Here is an 18,200-nt window from a genome sequence, read left to right as displayed (position 1 = left end):
TTCAAACCAGGACACTGCACCCACGCCTAAAATGTTGGTCGCATCGGCGTTGCAGAGCAATAATGCAGGGGGCCAAAAGGCTTTTCAAGGACTCCGTCCCGCTGGCGCGATCAATGGCCCAGGTGTCTCACCCTAATCTGAAACGACTATAAATCAGGGATGCATAAGTCTATTCAGAAAGCTCCAGAAACGCTCCCATGCGGCGAAACTTTTGGTAGCGCTCCTCGCGCAATTCTCGCCCGCTCAGGCTAGAAAGTTCCTTGAGATGCCTGAGAAGAGCCTCTTTGAGGGTTTGAGCAGCTTCCAAGGGCGCGCGGTGGGCGCCGCCAACCGGCTCTGGCAGGATCTCGTCGATCACCTCCAGTTGCAGCAGGTCTTGGGCGGTAATGCGCAGGGCTGCCGCCGCTTGGGGAGCCTTCTTGGCATCCTTCCAGAGAATAGCCGCGCAGCCTTCCGGCGAGATCACGGAGTAGACGGCGTGCTCGAACATCAGGATGCGGTTGCCCACCCCAATGGCCAAGGCTCCGCCCGATCCCCCTTCGCCGATGACGGTGCAGATGATGGGGATCTCCAGCCGAAACAGGGTCTGCAGGTTGGTGGCAATGGCCTCCCCCTGACCCTCCGCCTCGGCTTTAACCCCTGGGTAGGCTCCCGGCGTGTCGATAAAGGTCAAAAGAGGCAGGCCGAAGCGGTGGGCATGTTCCATTAGCCGCAGGGCTTTGCGGTAGCCGGCGGGATTGGGCATCCCAAAGTTGCGGTGGATGTTGTCTTTGGTGTCGCGACCCTTTTGGTGGCCTAGGATCATCACCGGCTGATCCCCCAGCTTGGCCAACCCGCCCACAATGGCTGGATCGTCCTGGCCGTGGCGATCCCCGTGCAGCTCAAACCAGTCGTCACAGATGGTCTGTACGTAATCCAGGGTGGTGGGGCGGCGGGGGTGACGGGCCACCTGGAGCCGTTCTACTGGCGTGAGCTGGCTGAAGATCTCGCGGCGCAGCTCTTCGGCTTTGGCTTCCAATTGGCGAATTTGCTCAGAGGCATCGATGTCGTTTTCTTCTGCCAAGGCCCGAATTTCCTGAATCCGTTGTTCTAGGGCGGCAACAGGCTGCTCAAACTCCAGCAGTAGGCGGTCGTTGGACTTGGTCATGACCGGTTGGCTAAATTTCGGGAGCGTGCTGTGACCGGCAGAGGCTGCACAGATTTCGGGGTCAGGCTTTGATCTTCTCACATGTAGATCCCGTAGGCTAGAGGGAGCAATCCCCCTACTGCCCAAGAGGGATCCCTTGTCTGCTTCTGTCTCTTCTCCCCCTTCACCCCTTCCCCCCTGGCTGCGCTGGGGGGTGGTGGGATCCGTCGTTTTGGCCATCGCAGGGGGCGCCTTTTGGCACTACGGGCGGCCCGAGCGGCAAATCCGGGCCCACACCCAGAGATTGCTGCGGGCGGTGGAGCAGCGCAACTGGGATCAGGTGGAGATGTTGGTATCTGAGGCCTATAGCGATGGTTGGGGCCTGAACAAGCAGCGGGCGCTGGCCTACAGCCGCGAGATCTTCGGCCAATTTTTTCGCTTGCGCCTCCAACCCCAAGCGCTGCAGGTGCAGCTCGACCTAGGGGATCCCAGTCGCCAAGGACGGGCCACTCTCTGGTTTGTGATCGAGGGCTCCGGCGGCCCCTTGGCCAACCTGACGCGAGATCAGGTGAATGCGCTGGAGCAACCCTTCCAATTGAATTGGCAGCGACGGGGTGGGGAGCCCTTTCGCTGGGAGCTAACCCGCGTGGAGAATCCAGAGCTGCAACTGCCCCTTCTCCCTTCTCAAGAACAGGCAGGCCAGAGATGAGGGTCGAACACCAACAGGGGGAGCTGACCTTCAACTGGCGGGATCCACTGCACAATACCCCTTTGGCGGGCCTGAGCTGCATAGCGGCTGGGGAGAGGCTGCAACTGGGAAGAGGGCAGACGGCGCAGGAGGGGCTGAGTGGGAATGGGCAGAGCCCCTGTTTCTGGGTTGTCGATCTGGTCGGACAATCCGTCCTCAGAACTGCCTGGCTGCAACAGAATAACCCCTTCCGGTTGAAAAGGGATCCCTCGGCCCAGCAACAAACGACCGGTATCCAAAAGCTGGGGGCCGCCCTCCTGAGCAAGCTGAAACTCTGCCCAGCTAAAAACTCGCCGCGCCCGATCAACAGGGAGGCCGAAGCAGTAGGAGCCCAGTTGGAAAGTAATCAAGGTCTGCCGGTTTCTCAGTTGTTCTTGCCGAGCCAGACGACGCAGGCGCAGAGGGGAAAGCAGGGGCATGGACTACCTCGCCATCAAAACGCCGGTGGAAGGTGCCGAAGAGGCTGGTTGCAGCAGTTGCCGCAGCTTTTGGATCAGCTCCTGTTCCTGGAAGGGCTTGGAGAGGTAGGCGCTGGCTCCCAGCCGCTGGGCCAGTTGGCGGTGTTTCTCGCCACTGCGGGAGGTGAGCATGACCACGGGAAGCTGGTCATACAGGGGGTGGGCACGAATCTGGGCCAGCAAGCCAAAGCCATCCAGCCGCGGCATTTCAATGTCGGTAATCACCGCTCGGATGGGAATTCCTCTCTGCAAGTGCTCGAGGGCCTCTTGTCCGTCGCGAGCCTGTTCAACCCGGAACCCTGCTCTTTCTAGGGTCATGGCCAAGAAACGGCGCACGTTGACCGAATCTTCCACCACCAGCAGGGTGGGCTGGGCGGCAAACCTGGGCTGGGGAAGGGGATCCCTTGCCGACTGACAGGGCTGATCCCGCTGGGCGAGCAGCCAGCTCAAGAGGGCAGGCGGATCCACGAAAAGAGCGATTCGCCCATCGGCCAAAACCGTACAGCCGGAGAATCCCGACGGCAGAGGCAGACCTCCCTCCACCGGGCGCAGAGTTACCTCTTGCTCCCGCCAAAAGCGATCCACCAACAGGCCATAGGGCCGGTTGTCTTCTACCACCAGCAGCACCACAGGTCGGTCGAGAAGGGGGGTCTCGTCAATTTCCCGGCGAGGCTGCCAGCGCGCGAAGCGAAACCAGTGGCCCACAGGAATTAAAGGGATCTGCTCCCCTTCCCAGAGAAAGGAATCGGCAGGCAACTGCGGGGGGATAAGCAATTCTTCCACTGCGTTGGCCGGAAAAGCCAACATCAACCCCTGGCATTCTGTCAGCAGCACGCGGGTGACGCTCAAAGAAACGGGCAGAGTGAGGGTAAACAGCGTGCCCCGTCCCGGCCAAGATTCCACCTGCACCTGGCCGCCAATTCGTTGCAGGTTGGTGCGTACCACGTCTAGACCCACTCCCCGTCCAGATAGCTCGCTGACTCGCTCGGCGGTGCTGAAGCCCGGCTGGAAGATCAACTCCAGCAGCTCCTGGGAGCTGGCCTCAGCCAGGTCGGCAGCGGAAAACCCTATCTGCAAGGCGCGGGCCCGGATTTTATCCAGACAGATCCCTGCCCCATCGTCTCGCACCGTGATCAGAGTGCGGTTGCCCCGTTGGCTGGCGGCAATTTCGATGAGGCCCTTGGCCGGCTTGCCCTGGGCCAGGCGGGTGTCTGGAGCCTCGATGCCGTGGTCAAAGGCGTTGCGCACCAAGTGCAACAAGGGATCCGCCAAGGCCTCCAAAATCGAGCGCTCGATTAGGGTGGATCCCCCCAAGACCCGCAGCTCCACGGGCTTGCCATGGGCTAAGCTCAGCTCCCGCAGCGCTCTGGGGAAGCGATCCGTCAAATCCGATAGAGGCTGCATGCGCACCTGGTCGAGACGGGTTTGCATTTGCCTGGAGAGGCGGCTGAGCTGGCGGGCGCTGCCTTCGGTCTCCTGCAGGGTGGTGTCGATATCGTGGGTTACCTCATCAATTTGCACAACGGTTTCCATCACCTCTTGGGTCAGCAGGTGCATCTCTCCATAGCGATCCATCTCCAAGAGGTCAAAGGTATCGGCCAAGGTCAGGCCGGGATCCCCTTCTTTTTTCAAGAGCACAGAAGCAGGCACGGTGGCAGCGACGCGGTCGTAGCTGCTGCGCAGGCGGCTGTTGGTTTCTTCTAGAGTGCGAACCCGCCGTTTGAACAAGCTGACCAGCTCCCGCAGCCGTTGCAGGCGACTGTTTAAGCGGTTGCGCTCCCCTATGAGCTCTCCCAACAGCTCCCCCAACTGTTCCAGAGGGCGAGCCGGCACCCGTAGCATCTCGGCAGCGCTTTTGGCCCCGGCTGGAATCGAATCCGGCAGCTCGGTGGCTCCTGCCATTGCAGGGGGAGGGGCTTCTGGCGGGGGGGAAACTGGAGGCTCTGCCGGATCCCAGGAGCTGGGGAGAAGAGCGACCTGACCGACCAGCACCAGGGCCTGCGAGCGTCGCCAAGCTTGTAAAGCCGCCTGAGCAACGGGCAACACCTGCTCCTTGGCATTTGGCGGCAGCGTCTCCAGAGCTTGGACTACTGAGCCGCACAGGGTGGCAAAGGCAGGCAGATCCAACATTTCCCCCAGCGCCCCCAGCTCTTGGGCAGCAATGAGAAACTCCTCCCGCAAACAGGGCTGCTCGGGGTGGGCCAGCACACCTTCCAACCGCTGCAGACAGGCCTCCACCTCGGTTGCAAACAGCAGCACCCGCATATCGCCCCCGGCCTCTGCTGCCAGGACTTGGACGTTGTCCTCAGGCTGCAACTCTCCCAACTGCTCTCGCAATTGATCGAAAAGAGGCTGCACCCGCTCTGCCAGCCAAGATTCGTCCAAAAGCCGCTGCTGGCGGTGCTGCTGGGCTATTTGGCGCATGCAATCCAACGCCGCCAAGAGGTTGCGCTCCACTGCGGGGTCGGCTTTTTGGGGATCCACCTGCAAGATCTTGAAACCATCTTCCAGGCGATGGGCCAAGTCGCTAAGCACCGGAAAGCCCATCATGGCCGCCCCGCCCTTGATGGAATGAGCAGCCCGCAGCAAGCGATCCAAACGGGGGCGATCCAAACTCTGGGATCCCAGGCCCAACACCCCTGCCTCCAGGGTGTCGAGGTAAGCCTGGGCTTCGTCCAAAAACTGCAGCCTAACCTGCCACTCGCGTGGGTCAAGGGAAGTGGGATTCGGCCCCATGCTAAACCGCCTCCCCCACCTTGAAGGTGGACACAGAAGTCTGCAACTGACGGGCAACCGCCACCGTAGCCTGGAGAGAGTTGGCCACCTGCTGCGAGGCTGCCGCCGTCTGGGCGGCAATGTTGGCGATTTGCTGCATCAACTGGCGCACCGTTTGAGATGCATCTGCCTGGGCATCGGTGGAGCGGGCAATGGCCTGAAAGAGCTGGTTCACCTGCCGCGAGACTTCCACAATTTGTCCCAGGCTCTGCTTGGCTGCTTCCACCAAGCGGGTTCCCTCCACCACCTGGCCGGTGCTGGTTTCCATCGCCTGTACCACCTCGCCGGTTTCCCGTTGGATCCCTTCCACAATGCGCTCGATCTCGCGGGTGGCTTCTGCCGACTGGGCCGCCAGTGCCCCGACTTCCTCGGCGACCACCGCAAAACCTCGCCCTTCTTCGCCGGCACGGGCTGCCTCGATACTGGCGTTCACCGCCAAGAGGTTGGTTTTCAGCGCAATCTGGTTGATCAAGGACACCACCTTGGAAATCTGCTGGGAAGATTCCCCCAGCCGCTTCACCTTCTTGGCCGTTTCGGCCACCGTTTCCCGCAGTTGCAGGATGTTTTGCACTGTGCGATCCATAGTCAAGCTGCTGTTGATGGCCGTGGCGGCGGCAGATTCGGCAACGGTGGCGGCCTGTTGGGCTTTATCGGCTACCTCCTCGATTGAGAGCGTCATTTGCTCGACAGAGCGCAAGGTCTCTTCGATTTGGGTGGCCTGTCGGAGAGCGGCTTCGGCCAACTCGCGAATGGCTGCCTCGTCACGACCAATGGATTGGTTGACTTGACCGGCGGCCTGCTGCACTTGAATCACGATGTCGCGCAAGCTCTCGATAATGACGTTGAAAAAGTCCGCCATGATGCCAACTTGTCCGGCTGTTAGCTGCGCCCGCACCGTGAGATCCCCCCGCGAGGCTTCTGTGACCTCGCTGATAAGCTGCAGCAGCTCTCTTTGCAGCGCTTCCGACCGCTCCCGTTCCTGGGCGGCCACGGCTTTTTGCTCCAGCGCCCCCAGGTTACCCAAAGCTTGACCCAGGCGGTTGGCCAGCTCTGCCAAGGTTTTCTGTTCTTCGTCAGACCAGCTCTGGCTTTGGGCGCGGCCTATTGCCAAAAAACCGTAAAGCTCATCGCCACGCACCACCGGCGCTATCATCTCGGCTTTCAGTTGGGCTGTGGCCAGCCTCTGCAGGTAGTCGGCGCCCAGATCTGGCCTAGGCACCGGGCCAAAAGCGTAAACTTGCCCGCCATGGAGAGCCTGCTGGATCGGAGCCGGGATCCTGCGGAGGAGGGTGCCCAAGGTGTCGGGCAGGCGGCTGTCGTGAGATTCAGCGATAACCTGCGCCTCTTCGGGAGCGGTCAAGCGATAGAAGGCCACTCGTTCGGCACCGAAGCGCTGGCGCATCTCGCCCAACAAGTCAGTTAGGGGATCGATCAGCTCTTGCTCTTGGCGAATCCGGGCAATATCGGCAAACCGCTGGGCCAGTCGGGTGTCGGAAACTTGTCGCTCGTAGGTGGCGTTGCGTTCCCGCACAAAGTTGCGCACCAGGATCAAAATGATCCCCCAGCTCAGCAGCAGAATCGGGAAGCTGATGCCGGAAAAGATCAAAGCCTGCAGCAGCTCTTGCTCGTAAAGCTGGACCCTGGCCTGAATGTTGCTGCGAATGGCCTCCAGGGTTTGGTTGATCCCTTCGGCGTAGATGCGCTTTTGCTCTTCGTACTCAGGGCTGTGCAGCAAGTTGAAAGCCCGTTCCTGCTCGCCGGCCCGAATCAGATCAAAAGCCTGCACTTCCCACTCCACCAGCTTGATGTTGGCTGCTGTGGTTTTGGCTGCATAGGCTTCGTAAGAGGCGGGATCCAATTGCTGAATCTCCGCCAGCACCTCATCCAACTGAGGGACATGGATGTTGTAGCGCTCTTCCCAGGACAGATCCCCGCTGGCAGCGGCCATGCGGGCAGACATGGTCAAGACTTCATCCAAATAGATCACCTGATCGCTCAGGTTTTGCAGGGTGAACTGCCGCGAGATCGCCGGCTTGAACTCGAAATAGGTGCGGGCTACGCTGCCGGCAGAGACGGCAAACAGCAGGGAGCTGATGCCCAGAGGAAAACTGATTGCCAGGGCCAGGCGGGATCCCGCGACTTTGCGTTGGGGCCGAGAAGATGGAGCAGGCCTGAGAAAGAGGGGACGGAAGGAAACCATAGAATTTTGCCTTTAAGTGAGGGTAAGTCGGGGAAAAGGTCGCCAAGATCAAGATCAAGGGTTTGCCGAGGAATCAACTGAGTTGAGCTTTTGGACAATGGCAAGAGGGTCGAGCACCCAGAGAGGCTCATCCCCTTCCAACACCAGCCCTTTGCAAGAGTCGTAGAAGTTCTCCAGTCGAAAGTTGTTTTGTGCTGCCTGGGCTTTTGTTAAGGGTTGGATCTCCTCGGCGGGCACTCGAGCTACTCCTTTCACGTGTTGGGTTGCCAGGCCCAAGCCTGTTCGCACTGGCGATGCAGAGCCCCCAAATTCTGGGCGCATCACCACCAAGTGGTGTTCGGGCTGCCCAAAGTCCAAGGGCTCTAGGCCGAGAAATTGCGGCAGATCCAGTCCCCAGAGAATGCGATTGCGATAGTTGAACAAGCCCAGCACCCATGCGGGCTGGTTGGGGAGAAGGGTAAAGTGGTGCGGGCCAACAATTAGAGCTTCCTGGGCAAATGCCATGGGCAAAAGGGCCCGACAGTCTACCCCCAACTGTAGATGTAAGTACAGCTCGCCGGTACGGGTAGAAGTAGGGCTGTGTGGGGAGAAAGCTACCGCCATTGCCGTTCTCGCTCTGCCAATTCTAAGACATCTCCTAAGAACAATTCGTGATAATCACAGGGATCCTAACTGGAGGCGCAGCTCAGCAAGGACAGGAGTGGCAAAAATCATGAGCTCGGGCTGAGCACTACTGATTTCACGGCCCGCAAAATGTCTTCGCGGGTAAAAGGCTTGGTCAGATAAAGATCGATCCCTTGCTTCATGCCCCAGAGTTTGTCCAGCTCTTGATTTTTAGAAGTACAGGCCACAACGGGCAACTTTTGGGTTTCCGGGTTTTTCTTGATTTGGCGGCACAATTCCAGCCCGCTCATGCCTTCCATGACCAAGTCCGTCAGCACCACATCGGGTTTGTCGTTGCGGATCTGCTGCAATGCCTCTTGGGCGTTGGCCACCGCTACCACCTGATAGCCTTCTGAGCGGAGGTAATCGCTGATGAGCTGTCGCTCCGAGGCCACATCTTCCACCACAAGAACTTTCACCATGATCGACATCTCCTTACCTCTTTTTCGACGAACCTTTAGAGGGATCCCTAGCTGAGATAGCGAAACACCATCTGCAGCAATTCTTCCTGCCGAAAGGGCTTGGTCAGGTAATCGGTGGCACCGGCCAGGCGCGCCTTCACCCGATCGATCAGACCTTTGTGGCCTGTGACCATCACCACCGGCACATCCTTTAACACGGAGGATTTGCGGATGAGGCTGCACAATTGGTAGCCATCCACGTTGGGCATACCCACGTCCAGCAGGATCAAATCTGGCTTGAGGGTGGTCAGCTTCATCAGGGCTTTCAAAGAGTCGCTGATGGTGTGAATGACCAGGTTGTGCCCTTCCAACAACCGCTGCAACTCGCTGAGCATGGCTTCGCTGTCGTCAATACAGGCCACAATCCAGGTTTTCGAGGCTTGGGGAGATGGGCCTAGATCTGCAAGCCCGTTGGCCAGGTGAAGAGGGACGGTGGGAGTTTCTGAGGGCTGTGATTCTGTCTCAAGCTTGGCCGAGTAGGTTTTGGGCAGCCGATCAAAGGGGGGCTGGGGATCCCGCAGGACAAGGATACCGGCTTTGACCAGAGGATGTAGGCGGCGAGCGATCTGGAGGTCGTCTTGATCGAGAAGGGCGCTCAACTGGCGGAAGCTAAACCCCTTCAGTAACCGGCCTAGCCGTTCCTGTTGCTCGGCGGGAAGGCGTTCTGCCTGGGCCCGGCTGGCAAAGTAGGGCCGTTGGTAGGGGGAGGTGATCTCAGGCCCCAAAGATTGCCATGCCCGTAGCCGCTTTTGGATCAGGTCGAGCAGGGATCCCCCATCCCACTGGCCCAGGGTGGGCACGTTGTCCAGTGGGATGATCTCCTGCTGAAAGCCCCCTGGAACCAGCAACAGATTTTGCAGCACCTCCTCGCCGATCCAAGCATTCAACCTGCGCGCAGCTTCCCAAGGCAGCAGTTGCTCCGTTACCATCCAACTCAGCCCCAGAAGGTCTGCAGGTAGAGGCCCAGTCTCCTGAGCCAATAGCGCCTCCACCTGCCGATGGATGCGTAGGCAATTTTGGCGAGTCAGAGAAAAGACTTGATGGCTGAGCCGACGCAGGTGGCGATCCAAGCGCTCCAAGGGCTCCAAGCTGTGGTGAGCAAACCCTAGGCGACCTTGGTGAAACACCAATGACCAAGTGCCCAGCCCCTCCCCTTTGTCCAAGGCACTGAAATACCGAACAACTCCTGTGAAGCTGACCTCTGCGTTCAGCAGATGGGCCGAGACTTCTGTACAGACGGGGGGATGGTTCATGGGTCGAGAGGACGTGCTCGGACAATTTCCTGCGCTGAGGTTGATGACACGACTGAAGTCTTAGCTACCCCACAAGCCGGTGAAAAAATGCTTTCCAGAATACAGTTCAAGCCCAGCCCTGACCCAGACGAGATCTTTAGATGAGCCAAGCCCAACAAGACGGCCAAGGCTGCACGAACTCAAAGGCAGTTTCAGCGTTCAATCCGTATTCAGAAAAACTCTCCTTCTGGGGAGATCGATGACTATTGCTCATCAGCCAATCTCTAAAGGTGAAGGCTAGCCCTCAGATTGTCTGCTGGCTTTCTTACTCGGGAACTTCCCACGGAAAGCCTGCAAGACAAGATAAAGGTAACCCCGATAAACCTCTTCCGTAAAAATACGGAACTTAGGTCTTCTCCAATTTCCAAAGCTGCTCCAGGTGGGCTTGGCAGCGGCGCAGCAGTTGCCGACTTTCTTCGAAGCTGATCTGCTCCAAGGCTTCGGGGTAGGAGCACCAGCGGTAGGCGGCCACCTCCTCTGGTTGCACCTGTAGCTCAGGGGGAGGAAATTGGGGCGGCAGCAAGGCCACGTAGTAGGTAACGGTTTTGGCCACTCGGTTCCCCTCTGGATCCGTAAAGGTGTAGGCTTCCTGCAGCGTCAAAGGGTCAGACTGGCCGGGCAGGGTCAGAAGCTGGTAGTCGGTCAAGCCGGTTTCCTCTCGCAATTCTCGCTGCGCCGCCTCCAGGTCGCTTTCGGAGCTATCCTTGTGCCCTTTTGGGAAAGCCCAATGCCCCTTCTGGTGCTGGATGAGCAGATACAAATGCGAAGAGCCCAGTCTGGGAGCTTCCTGGGCGGGTGGGTGGGGCAGGATGGGGATCACCCCATAGGCAGCATCTATCAGCATTGGGGAGCTAATCTCCAAAGAGTTTGATGGCTGGCGGCTTAGGAGCGAAGACCTCGTTGGGATCCACCTGCGGGCGCTCTACCCCCTGCAGGGGCGAGAGGGGGCGACCGGTGTCGAATTGGAAGAGATAGATGGGCAACTGGCCATTCCCCAGAGGCAAAAGAGCTAAAGTATCGATTTGGGTCAGGGCGTTGCGGCTGGTGGGTCGGGTTAGGTTGAAAGCAACGATTCGGTCTTCCAAGGAATTGTCCGGGCTGGAGCGCCGGCCCAGGCCAATGCTGAACTGCTGGTTGCCCTGCTCATCCACTCCCAAGGCCCGCACATCTCCCAACTCCGCTTGAGGAGCGCTCCCCGGCAGGCCGGCTACCACCGGCGGCGCATCCACCGGCGGCTGCGAAGGCAAAAAGCGCAACTGCGTCCCTTCTGGCAAAATGCGGTAGTCCTGGTAGTCATGCTGGATGGACAGGGATCCCCTGAACACGCGGCGGTTCAGGCCCTCCAGGGTCCAAAAGCCATAGCCCAAATTGATGCGGGTGCTCTCCGGCAGCCAGTAGCGCTCCCCTCCCTCGGGAGCTGGCACCGCCGTAAACCCCATCAGGACATAGGCCTGCCCCCACACCCCCGACAAAAACAGCAACACCTGCCGCGGCAGCCCCGACTGCGGATCCAGCCACAGCTCCCGCAACTGGCCCTCCTGAATGGGTTCTAGGCGCAAATGCTGGACAGGGGATCCTGCCAAATCCACCCGTTCTGAGGAGAGGACGCGGTAGCGGCTGGGATCCGCCTTCAAGTAAAAGCTCACCGAGGGCAAGAGGGCTTCCGGTCGGCTCACATACACCGAGTACAGCTGCAGCAGATCCGACTGGTTCACCACTTCCAATTGGCGCGAATCCAAGAGGCGGATGCGATCCCCTTCGGCTACCCAAGCCTGCCAACTGCCGTCGCGGCGGTAGAGCACATCCAACGTGGCTGTGAAGGTTTGGGATCCCTCCACCCGCACCTGCTGGCGATATTGCAAGTTGGGCAAAGGGGGCAATTGCTCTAGAGCGGCGTTGTAGCGCTCCAGCCAAGCTTGGGGATCCTGCTTAGGGCTGGCAAGAGAAGAGGGAGCCGATTGGGCCACGGCTGGATCCCCTGACGGCAGACCGACCAGTCCCGTTGCCAGGAACACCACCCCGCCGAGATAGCCCCAGCCTCGAAGGGATCCCTGCCGCTTCCTAAATTGGGAGGGTTCAGGGAACATCAGCTCACCTCGCAACACCGCTCTTGCTGCCCTTCTTGTCGCTGCTTGTGCCCGGATCAGAGCGCTTCCCACACCTGAGAGAAAGCGTTCGGAAGGGATCCCTACTCTCTGCCCGCCGATTGAGTACGCCTATTCAATGGAAATGGATTGGGGGCCGTCGGAGCGACCGGAAGGCGGGGGCTCCTCCACCCTCAGCCCCTGGGACTCCAGCCAACTGCGCAGCGGATCTTGCTTCACATCCAAACGCAGCAGGCCGCTGAGAAAACCGCCACAGAACGGAACAGGATTGCTCAGAAAGGTCTTCCAGACCTCATTCATCTCCATAGCCGCAACACCAACCACCCCCCCAATCCTAGCAAGGCCGGCAGGTGGGGATCCCCTCCCTTGGCTAGACGGCAATCAACTTCTCTCGGTTTATGTTCTGCAGCACACTAAAAATGCTGTTGCCAATGCGCTGGAACTCTTTACTGCTTTTGTCGGCAAAGTGCAATACCCAAGGAAGCCTACAGGCTTGAAAACCACTGGCGGGATGAAGCTGGGAGAGATGGTAAGTTTGTATAGCCAGAACTTCCAAAGGAGTGTTGCCGTGTTCATGGACAACTCGCAGCGGTCTTGCGCTGCCAATTGGCACCGAGGACTTCTTAATGGGCTGGCTTGTTACGAGCATAAATGACCTTCGTTCATGGTCAAAAATGACAGTGCCCATTGCAGCGTCTCTATAGCTTCCTTTTTCCTCTCTTCCCATTCTGACTGTGCCACTTTTGCGCACTCCAACAATATCCACAGCAATCTTTTCTTTTCTTAGTTCCTCAATTGTTTTATCAAATTCGCCTCTTTGAACTAAGCCATCCCTCATCAAAAGAACCTTTCTAGGGTATCGATGAAATTTGTTGTAGAATCTATTGACGAGCTTGGACACGGTTTGATAAATTGCCTCGCCGGAAAAAGTTTCTCCTCTTTGTATATCGGGCAACTCCCAGCCTAAGCTTTGACCATTGGCCAGTACCGCGAAGGCAGAGGTTCCGTAGTAAAGCTCTCGATTCGTCCCCACATCAAAACCAATGGTAAGCTCGGAGCACTCAGGATGATCGAGGGGTTCAAGCAACACGGGTTGCCACGCAGCTTTACACAGAAGTCCTAGTACGACATTTAGAGCTTTGTAGGGGTCAGCTCCAGGAATCATAAACTGAGTTGCTATTCCTGCTCGAAGTGCTTGCAAGCGGATCTTTTGCTTGTGCTCATTAGGCGACAAGGGCATGACAACCAGAACGGTTTTGATCCCTTTGTCGGCCCAGCTTTGCCAAAACCTCTGTTGAGCAAGGTCGCCTTCAGGCAAATCTTGACGGGTTGCGTAAAAGTCTATTTCAACTCTTGCTCCGCTCTTTTTAGCTACTTCAAGTAGGCACTTGCGAACCTCAGTAGGATACTCACGTTTATTATCGTCAAGATTTAGAAGTCCAAACTTTGTCTCGCCAACTCTTGCACATCCTTGGTACCTAACTCTCGCGGGGTTTTGGACTTGTCTATGACCAAACCCCAATAGCCTTGGACTTGGCATAATGTATCCTTCTGCTTTTAGGGGATCAGCCTGAAAGTCAGAAATATTGTAGACATTTTCTATAATAGTTTTTGCGGTCTCTTTAGACTCTTTCAATCTCTCTTCTAAACTTTTTCTGATGTGCTCGCTAACCAAGGAGCTAACTTTTTTGCCAGTCCATCTTTGATCTTCTATACTTGCTAGCATCTCCAAAGTTAAAACAGGCGACAGTCTCCGCGATAGATGAAGGATAGGCTCTGCCTTTTGTCTGAAATTGCGTTCTCTCGAGACCACTTGAACCACCAGAGAGCCATCAACTTCTTCTGGAGTTGCTCCGTACTTCTGTACATGATAATCCGCTAAGCTAGTGTTTAGCTCCGCTAACCATACTTCCCTTGGCGACTGATTGGAGATAATGCCTCGATACTCCCAAGTTAGGTATTTATTATTTTTTGTCCTGTATGTGTTTCGTACAATTTCAATTTCAATTGAGACACCTCGGTAATTTTCCAGCCACTCATGCAGCGTCCATGGGCTGTAGAAATGGTATCGGATGTCGATCTCTAGATAGAGCTTCTTATCTTGTCTAATAACAACGTCTAGCTCTCTTCCTCTGTGAACCTCCCACCCATCTCCGCAAAGTGGTTTTTCCGAGTCCTTAATCCGTTCTACTCCTTCCAGACCCGTAACCCACCAGATCAATCCTCCTCCTGTTGATCGCTCAATCTCTGTTCTTTTGTACTTAGATCTTAGACTCCAATCTAGTTTCTTGCGCTCGAAAGTTTCTAGAGCCTGTCTCTCTGTAGGGTCTGTACAATCTAGAGCCTTAGAACCAAGCTCTTCCAACTCCCATTCCTCTGTTTTGAGTTTACTGGCCGGAACTTTTTCTCGGGTTATGATGCGATTTCCCAGACGAACAGCCATTACACCTAGCTGATTACAAATCTTGGAGAGAGCCCTCTGCTCCTCTCCTAGATCTGGAAGAGGGTTTGGCCTGCAACTATACTCATAGAAGGTGAGCTCTTCTTGAGTTAGCTCCTTGACGAAGAAGTGATTGAGTGTAGCCTCAACTTTTTGCTGGAGTAAATTCATTGGCAGACTCTAGTTTCAAGTTTCTCTCTAGGATCTCTAGGATAAGCTCTAATTCTCCTGCTCTTCACGAGGGATCTCCAAACAACCCTGGCGGAGCCAAATCTCTGCTGATCGCCTCCGCCTGAAACCGACCGCTCATGCCCACCACCTGCCACTCGGCGCTGCGATTTCCCTGGCGGAAGCGCAGCCGTCGGGCTCGCAAGGGCACCACTTCTACGACTTCTACCGGAAAGTGTTGGTATTCGCCCAAGTACTCCCGGTAATCCGGGGGTAAGTTTGAATGACTGTGGATTTGAATCCAAAACACCCGTCCCGCTTCGTTGCCATAGGCGCGGATCTGCTCTTGACCTCGGTATTGCTCCACCCCCCGCAAGCGCTGTCGCCCCACCGGCATGGGCTGTGCCCATTCGGGCAAGGGATCCCCTAAGCTCACGGCCCACCCTGGCCCACCTAGCCCCAACCAACACAACAACAGCAGTCCCCAAACCCAAGGCCATCTGCGCGGCGTGCTGTTCCCGGTTTTCAAGGCTCGACCGAACATGGCAAGTTTTTCTCCGCAATTGAACCCAACGTTAACGTTTGGGATGGTTCAAAACAACTTTGTCTCAACGCACGCGAAAGCCGATCCGCCCGCCCTCAACATCGAAGGCAACGTCGATATTGAAAAACAGCGGCATGCCCAACAGTTGCACCCCCTGGTTGCCGTTGACGAAAATCCGATCTCGACTGGGCGTAATGGGAAAGCCAACCCGAATGCGGTAGTCAAAAGCCCCCTCCAGCACAGCTCGCCATTCAGCGCCGGGGGGCAAGGTCGAGGTGGAGAAAGGAGCTGCCCCCAACAGCCTGACATTGAGAAAAATGTCGGAAGAACCACTGTCAAAAACGGTGGGGCTGAGGGCATTTTGAATGGAAGTGTTGCTAATGCTGTAGGCCACTTGCAAAGCCTCATCCCGCCAGATGGGTGTGCCATCGGGAAAGCTTCCCACCTGGGGAAACTGCCGGAAATTGAAGCCGGCGGTGTTGGCAGCCGTTAGGCCAACCGTGAACAGGCCCTGGGTGGAGTTGAAGCCCCCCGTTTGGATCATGTACCCAGAGCGAAAATTGCCCGGAAGACGGGTGAGCGGGCTAAACAGCTCCCGGTTGGGGCTGCGCTCATCCAAGGACGTGCCTAGGATCCCGGCGAAGGGCCGCCCTTCTCCAAACAAGTTCTCTGAACAACTGGCCACCAGGGCGTCCACACAGGTGATCCGGTCGATCAACTGAATTGTTACCGGCTCTCGACTGGGGATCCCTCCTATGCTGAAGGGGGCGCGGGCCAACACGCCGATAAATTGCGTGCCATCTCCAAACGTCACAGTGGAAGGGATCCCCGTCCGTTCCAGGCCAAAGCGACCTGCCGCCGTCGCTACAATGCGCAAACCTGCCGAGCCGGTATCCAGTAACACCTCAGCTCCGCTCCCGGCTACCCCCACTGTCAGGCCCAGGAGCTTGAAGCGGCTGTTGCCCAGGGTACGCACCGGCATGGGAATCGACTCGGTTCCCGGCTGAGGCGGGAGAGGGATCAACGCAGGGGGGGAAGCCACAGATTCCCCCTGGCCAGAACAGCCGGCACCGAGCAGCAGCAAGGTCAAGATCCCAACCAGGGCGATCACCATTCCCCAAGGGCTGTGCCAAGCCCACCCAGACCGTGGCTCATCCTTTGGGCCCGACCTCGCCTGCATTGAATACCCACACTGAATTAAAAGGAGCCTAGCCCGGTTGCAACCGGTAAACAGCACGCTCAAACCTGGGGGATTTGGATCCCGGCCAAGGACAGTGTACACAAAGCTGGCTGAGGGAGAGTGCGCAATAGCGCTGTCAACTGTGGAGTTGTGGGGCTGGATGGGCTGCAGCCTACAGCATTAGCTCCGCCTGCCAATCGACCACTTTTTGGAAGCGAAAAGCGCCTGCCAGGGCTCCCCAAACCTGCTGGTGGGTGATGGGATCCATCCCTCGGTCATGGCTGCAAAACTCGCTCTCGCTCAGGTGCAAGGTGGTCTGCAGATAAGTGGTTTGGCCGTTGCGCACCACGCAACACCGGCACCCCGGCTCCGTCGCGCCGATGAAGAGGGATCCCTGCCTCTTCACATGCACATCACACCCCTCTAGATAGGCTAGGTCGGCAGCCTGCAGTTGACTCAGTTGGTCTGCCCTTTCCCGAGCACAGCCCCGCCACCGCTGCGGCTCCAGAGGACGGTAGTTGCGAATCACGATCCCAGCGCTTGCCTGAGTCAATTCCACCACCGCCTGCCGATAGGGATCTTCCAAATGGCCACTGTAGGCTTGCTCCACATAAAAGCCGATCCCGCCCAAAACGTGGGCCGGCAAGGGGCGATAGGCCACCCGGATCTGGGCAAAAAACGGTGGATTCTCCCAGGCTTGCTCTTGGTTGCTGAAGTCTCCTGCCAGCCAACGCGCCATCTGCAGCAGCTCTGGGGAAGGAGTGCGATCCAACCCAATAGGCATAAGCGGGCATCCAGAACTTCTGTAAAAGGTGTGTACCGAAAATCTTAGGGAATCGAAGAGAACCTTCTCAGATTTTGCCCCAACCTCAGGCCCGACCGAGGATTGCAGCAAGTGTTAAATTATGTATCCTTTATGAGAATGTTCGCTCCGATACTGAAAATGGATCCCTTCCAAGCCGCAAAGCCGCGATTGAGGCTGACATCTTTCTTCACGTTGTAAAGCTAGGCAAAGAAACATTCTCTTTTGTAAAAAACTACTCCCGCGAAGGACAGGGAGAACAGCCTGGGATCCGAGATGGGAAGCAGGTTGGAAACCGATCTAAGACCTTTTGCGCGAGGTAAAGCGGATTTACATTTTTTGATTTCATCGCTTCTTGCCTTCGCGGTAGAAAAAGACTGGAAACAAGGCGAGCCAGCTTCTCCTCGTCTGCCCAGTTGAGGTTGCCAGCAGCGGCTGAGGCTCCTTAGCCCAAGTCCGATCCCTTGGATGAAGGCCTGGATCTGGGAGCGAGCTTCGCTTGCTCATCTTGGTTCTATCGGCTTCGATCCCGTCGGCGGTTCTGTGAGTTAAACAGCACCTCTCGGCACTGGGGATCCAAGCGGTGTTGCATTCCTGGCCGGCAGGTGCTCTCTTGTCCGCTGCAGGGAATGTGGATTCATAACCTCTTTTACTTTCGCTAGGGAGATTCAAAACCATGAACGATGTATTTGGCAAAGTGGTTGCCCAAGCTGACTCCAAAGGCGCTTTTTTGGGAGAGAACGAGTTTGCCGCTCTCCAGCAGGTAATTGCTGAGGGGAACAAGCGTTTGGATGCTGTGAACCGCCTCACCAGCAATGCCTCCAAGATCGTGACCGATGCCATCCGTCAGTTGTTTGCCGAGGAGCCCAATTTGAACGCTCCCGGTGGGCCTGCCTACCCCAGCCGCAATGTGGCTGCCTGTATGCGGGACATGGACATTATTCTCCGCTACATCACCTACGCCGTGGCAGCCGGAGATGCCAGTGTGCTGAACGAGCGCTGCTTGAACGGCCTGCGGGAAACCTATCAAGCCTTGGGCACCCCCGGTAGCTCGGTGGCCAACGGCATCCAAAAGATGAAAAAGGCTGCGGTGGCGGTGGTAAACGACCCCAACGGCATCACCCGGGGGGACTGCAGCGCTCTGATTGCCGAAATCGAATCCTACTTCGATCGCGCTGCCGCTGCTGTGGTTTGATCCCCTTTGGGCTGAAGTTTCTGTTGTGTTCGGATCCAGTTAT

16 protein-coding genes are annotated in these 18,200 nt (G+C 57.3%); 2 read left to right on the top strand and 14 right to left on the bottom strand.

Annotation, left to right across the window (positions count from 1 at the left end):
- Positions 1-169: 169 nt before the first annotated feature.
- A complete protein-coding gene (locus ACVW0B_RS02560; RefSeq protein WP_414356843.1) occupies positions 170-1,147 on the bottom strand; it encodes an acetyl-CoA carboxylase carboxyltransferase subunit alpha in 978 nt (325 codons plus the stop codon).
- 136 nt (positions 1,148-1,283) lie between these two features.
- Between ACVW0B_RS02560 and ACVW0B_RS02555 the strand changes: the two genes are divergently transcribed.
- Complete coding sequence (locus tag ACVW0B_RS02555) at positions 1,284-1,835, top strand: hypothetical protein (protein WP_457482363.1); 552 nt, start codon at positions 1,284-1,286, stop codon at positions 1,833-1,835.
- Here the strand turns inward: ACVW0B_RS02555 and ACVW0B_RS02550 are convergent.
- The 13 genes from ACVW0B_RS02550 to ACVW0B_RS02490 form a co-directional block, all read right to left on the bottom strand.
- The gene (locus ACVW0B_RS02550) at positions 1,811-2,293 is read right to left on the bottom strand and encodes a hypothetical protein (RefSeq protein ID WP_011434295.1); all 483 of its coding nucleotides are present in this window, start codon (positions 2,291-2,293) and stop codon (positions 1,811-1,813) included. The genes ACVW0B_RS02555 and ACVW0B_RS02550 overlap by 25 nt on opposite strands.
- Positions 2,294-2,296: 3 nt before the next feature.
- On the bottom strand, positions 2,297-5,068 hold the full coding sequence (locus ACVW0B_RS02545; protein ID WP_011434294.1) for a hybrid sensor histidine kinase/response regulator: 2,772 nt from the start codon (positions 5,066-5,068) through the stop codon (positions 2,297-2,299).
- Between the two features lies 1 nt (position 5,069).
- Entirely contained in the window at positions 5,070-7,307 is a 2,238-nt protein-coding gene (locus ACVW0B_RS02540) for a methyl-accepting chemotaxis protein (protein WP_457490875.1), read from the bottom strand.
- Positions 7,308-7,361: 54 nt separating this feature from the next.
- Positions 7,362-7,910 carry a chemotaxis protein CheW gene (locus ACVW0B_RS02535; RefSeq protein WP_011430974.1) on the bottom strand — a complete coding sequence of 183 codons (549 nt, stop codon included), beginning with the start codon at positions 7,908-7,910 and terminating at the stop codon, positions 7,362-7,364.
- A gap of 107 nt (positions 7,911-8,017) precedes the next feature.
- The gene (locus ACVW0B_RS02530; RefSeq protein WP_011434291.1) at positions 8,018-8,392 is read right to left on the bottom strand and encodes a response regulator; all 375 of its coding nucleotides are present in this window, start codon (positions 8,390-8,392) and stop codon (positions 8,018-8,020) included.
- Between the two features lie 47 nt (positions 8,393-8,439).
- Positions 8,440-9,684, bottom strand: a complete 1,245-nt coding sequence (locus ACVW0B_RS02525; RefSeq protein WP_457490874.1) for a response regulator — start codon at positions 9,682-9,684, stop codon at positions 8,440-8,442.
- Between the two features lie 385 nt (positions 9,685-10,069).
- Positions 10,070-10,567 (bottom strand): bis(5'-nucleosyl)-tetraphosphatase, encoded by a 498-nt coding sequence (locus ACVW0B_RS02520; RefSeq protein ID WP_414329981.1) that lies wholly within the window; start codon positions 10,565-10,567, stop codon positions 10,070-10,072.
- 7 nt (positions 10,568-10,574) lie between these two features.
- The gene (locus ACVW0B_RS02515) at positions 10,575-11,810 is read right to left on the bottom strand and encodes a LolA-like protein (RefSeq protein ID WP_011434288.1); all 1,236 of its coding nucleotides are present in this window, start codon (positions 11,808-11,810) and stop codon (positions 10,575-10,577) included.
- A 129-nt stretch (positions 11,811-11,939) separates the two neighbouring features.
- Positions 11,940-12,152, bottom strand: coding sequence for a hypothetical protein (locus ACVW0B_RS02510; RefSeq protein WP_238376814.1), 213 nt, complete (start codon positions 12,150-12,152; stop codon positions 11,940-11,942).
- Positions 12,153-12,198: 46 nt separating this feature from the next.
- Complete coding sequence (locus ACVW0B_RS02505; RefSeq protein WP_457490873.1) at positions 12,199-14,271, bottom strand: argonaute PAZ domain-containing protein; 2,073 nt, start codon at positions 14,269-14,271, stop codon at positions 12,199-12,201.
- A gap of 232 nt (positions 14,272-14,503) precedes the next feature.
- Entirely contained in the window at positions 14,504-14,980 is a 477-nt protein-coding gene (locus tag ACVW0B_RS02500; RefSeq protein WP_457403898.1) for a hypothetical protein, read from the bottom strand.
- 64 nt (positions 14,981-15,044) lie between these two features.
- Positions 15,045-16,022, bottom strand: a complete 978-nt coding sequence (locus ACVW0B_RS02495) for a hypothetical protein (RefSeq protein ID WP_457490872.1) — start codon at positions 16,020-16,022, stop codon at positions 15,045-15,047.
- Between the two features lie 310 nt (positions 16,023-16,332).
- Positions 16,333-16,944 carry a chromophore lyase CpcT/CpeT gene (locus ACVW0B_RS02490; RefSeq protein ID WP_457490871.1) on the bottom strand — a complete coding sequence of 204 codons (612 nt, stop codon included), beginning with the start codon at positions 16,942-16,944 and terminating at the stop codon, positions 16,333-16,335.
- A gap of 694 nt (positions 16,945-17,638) precedes the next feature.
- Between ACVW0B_RS02490 and ACVW0B_RS02485 the strand changes: the two genes are divergently transcribed.
- Positions 17,639-18,157 carry a globin family protein gene (locus tag ACVW0B_RS02485; protein ID WP_011434282.1) on the top strand — a complete coding sequence of 173 codons (519 nt, stop codon included), beginning with the start codon at positions 17,639-17,641 and terminating at the stop codon, positions 18,155-18,157.
- Positions 18,158-18,200 lie beyond the last annotated feature (43 nt).

Source organism: Thermostichus sp. MS-CIW-23 (genome assembly GCF_054059455.1).
This window is presented reverse-complemented; position numbering and strand designations above follow the sequence as displayed.

Coding starts and splice junctions, on each gene's coding strand:
- ACVW0B_RS02560 (WP_414356843.1), bottom strand. CDS start 1,147: ATGACCAAGTCCAACGACCGCCTACTGCTGGAGTTTGAGCAGCCTGTT.
- ACVW0B_RS02550 (WP_011434295.1), bottom strand. CDS start 2,293: ATGCCCCTGCTTTCCCCTCTGCGCCTGCGTCGTCTGGCTCGGCAAGAA.
- ACVW0B_RS02545 (WP_011434294.1), bottom strand. CDS start 5,068: ATGGGGCCGAATCCCACTTCCCTTGACCCACGCGAGTGGCAGGTTAGG.
- ACVW0B_RS02540 (WP_457490875.1), bottom strand. CDS start 7,307: ATGGTTTCCTTCCGTCCCCTCTTTCTCAGGCCTGCTCCATCTTCTCGG.
- ACVW0B_RS02535 (WP_011430974.1), bottom strand. CDS start 7,910: ATGGCGGTAGCTTTCTCCCCACACAGCCCTACTTCTACCCGTACCGGC.
- ACVW0B_RS02530 (WP_011434291.1), bottom strand. CDS start 8,392: ATGGTGAAAGTTCTTGTGGTGGAAGATGTGGCCTCGGAGCGACAGCTC.
- ACVW0B_RS02525 (WP_457490874.1), bottom strand. CDS start 9,684: ATGAACCATCCCCCCGTCTGTACAGAAGTCTCGGCCCATCTGCTGAAC.
- ACVW0B_RS02520 (WP_414329981.1), bottom strand. CDS start 10,567: ATGCTGATAGATGCTGCCTATGGGGTGATCCCCATCCTGCCCCACCCA.
- ACVW0B_RS02515 (WP_011434288.1), bottom strand. CDS start 11,810: ATGTTCCCTGAACCCTCCCAATTTAGGAAGCGGCAGGGATCCCTTCGA.
- ACVW0B_RS02505 (WP_457490873.1), bottom strand. CDS start 14,271: ATGGCTGTTCGTCTGGGAAATCGCATCATAACCCGAGAAAAAGTTCCG.
- ACVW0B_RS02500 (WP_457403898.1), bottom strand. CDS start 14,980: ATGTTCGGTCGAGCCTTGAAAACCGGGAACAGCACGCCGCGCAGATGG.
- ACVW0B_RS02490 (WP_457490871.1), bottom strand. CDS start 16,944: ATGCCTATTGGGTTGGATCGCACTCCTTCCCCAGAGCTGCTGCAGATG.
- ACVW0B_RS02485 (WP_011434282.1), top strand. CDS start 17,639: ATGAACGATGTATTTGGCAAAGTGGTTGCCCAAGCTGACTCCAAAGGC.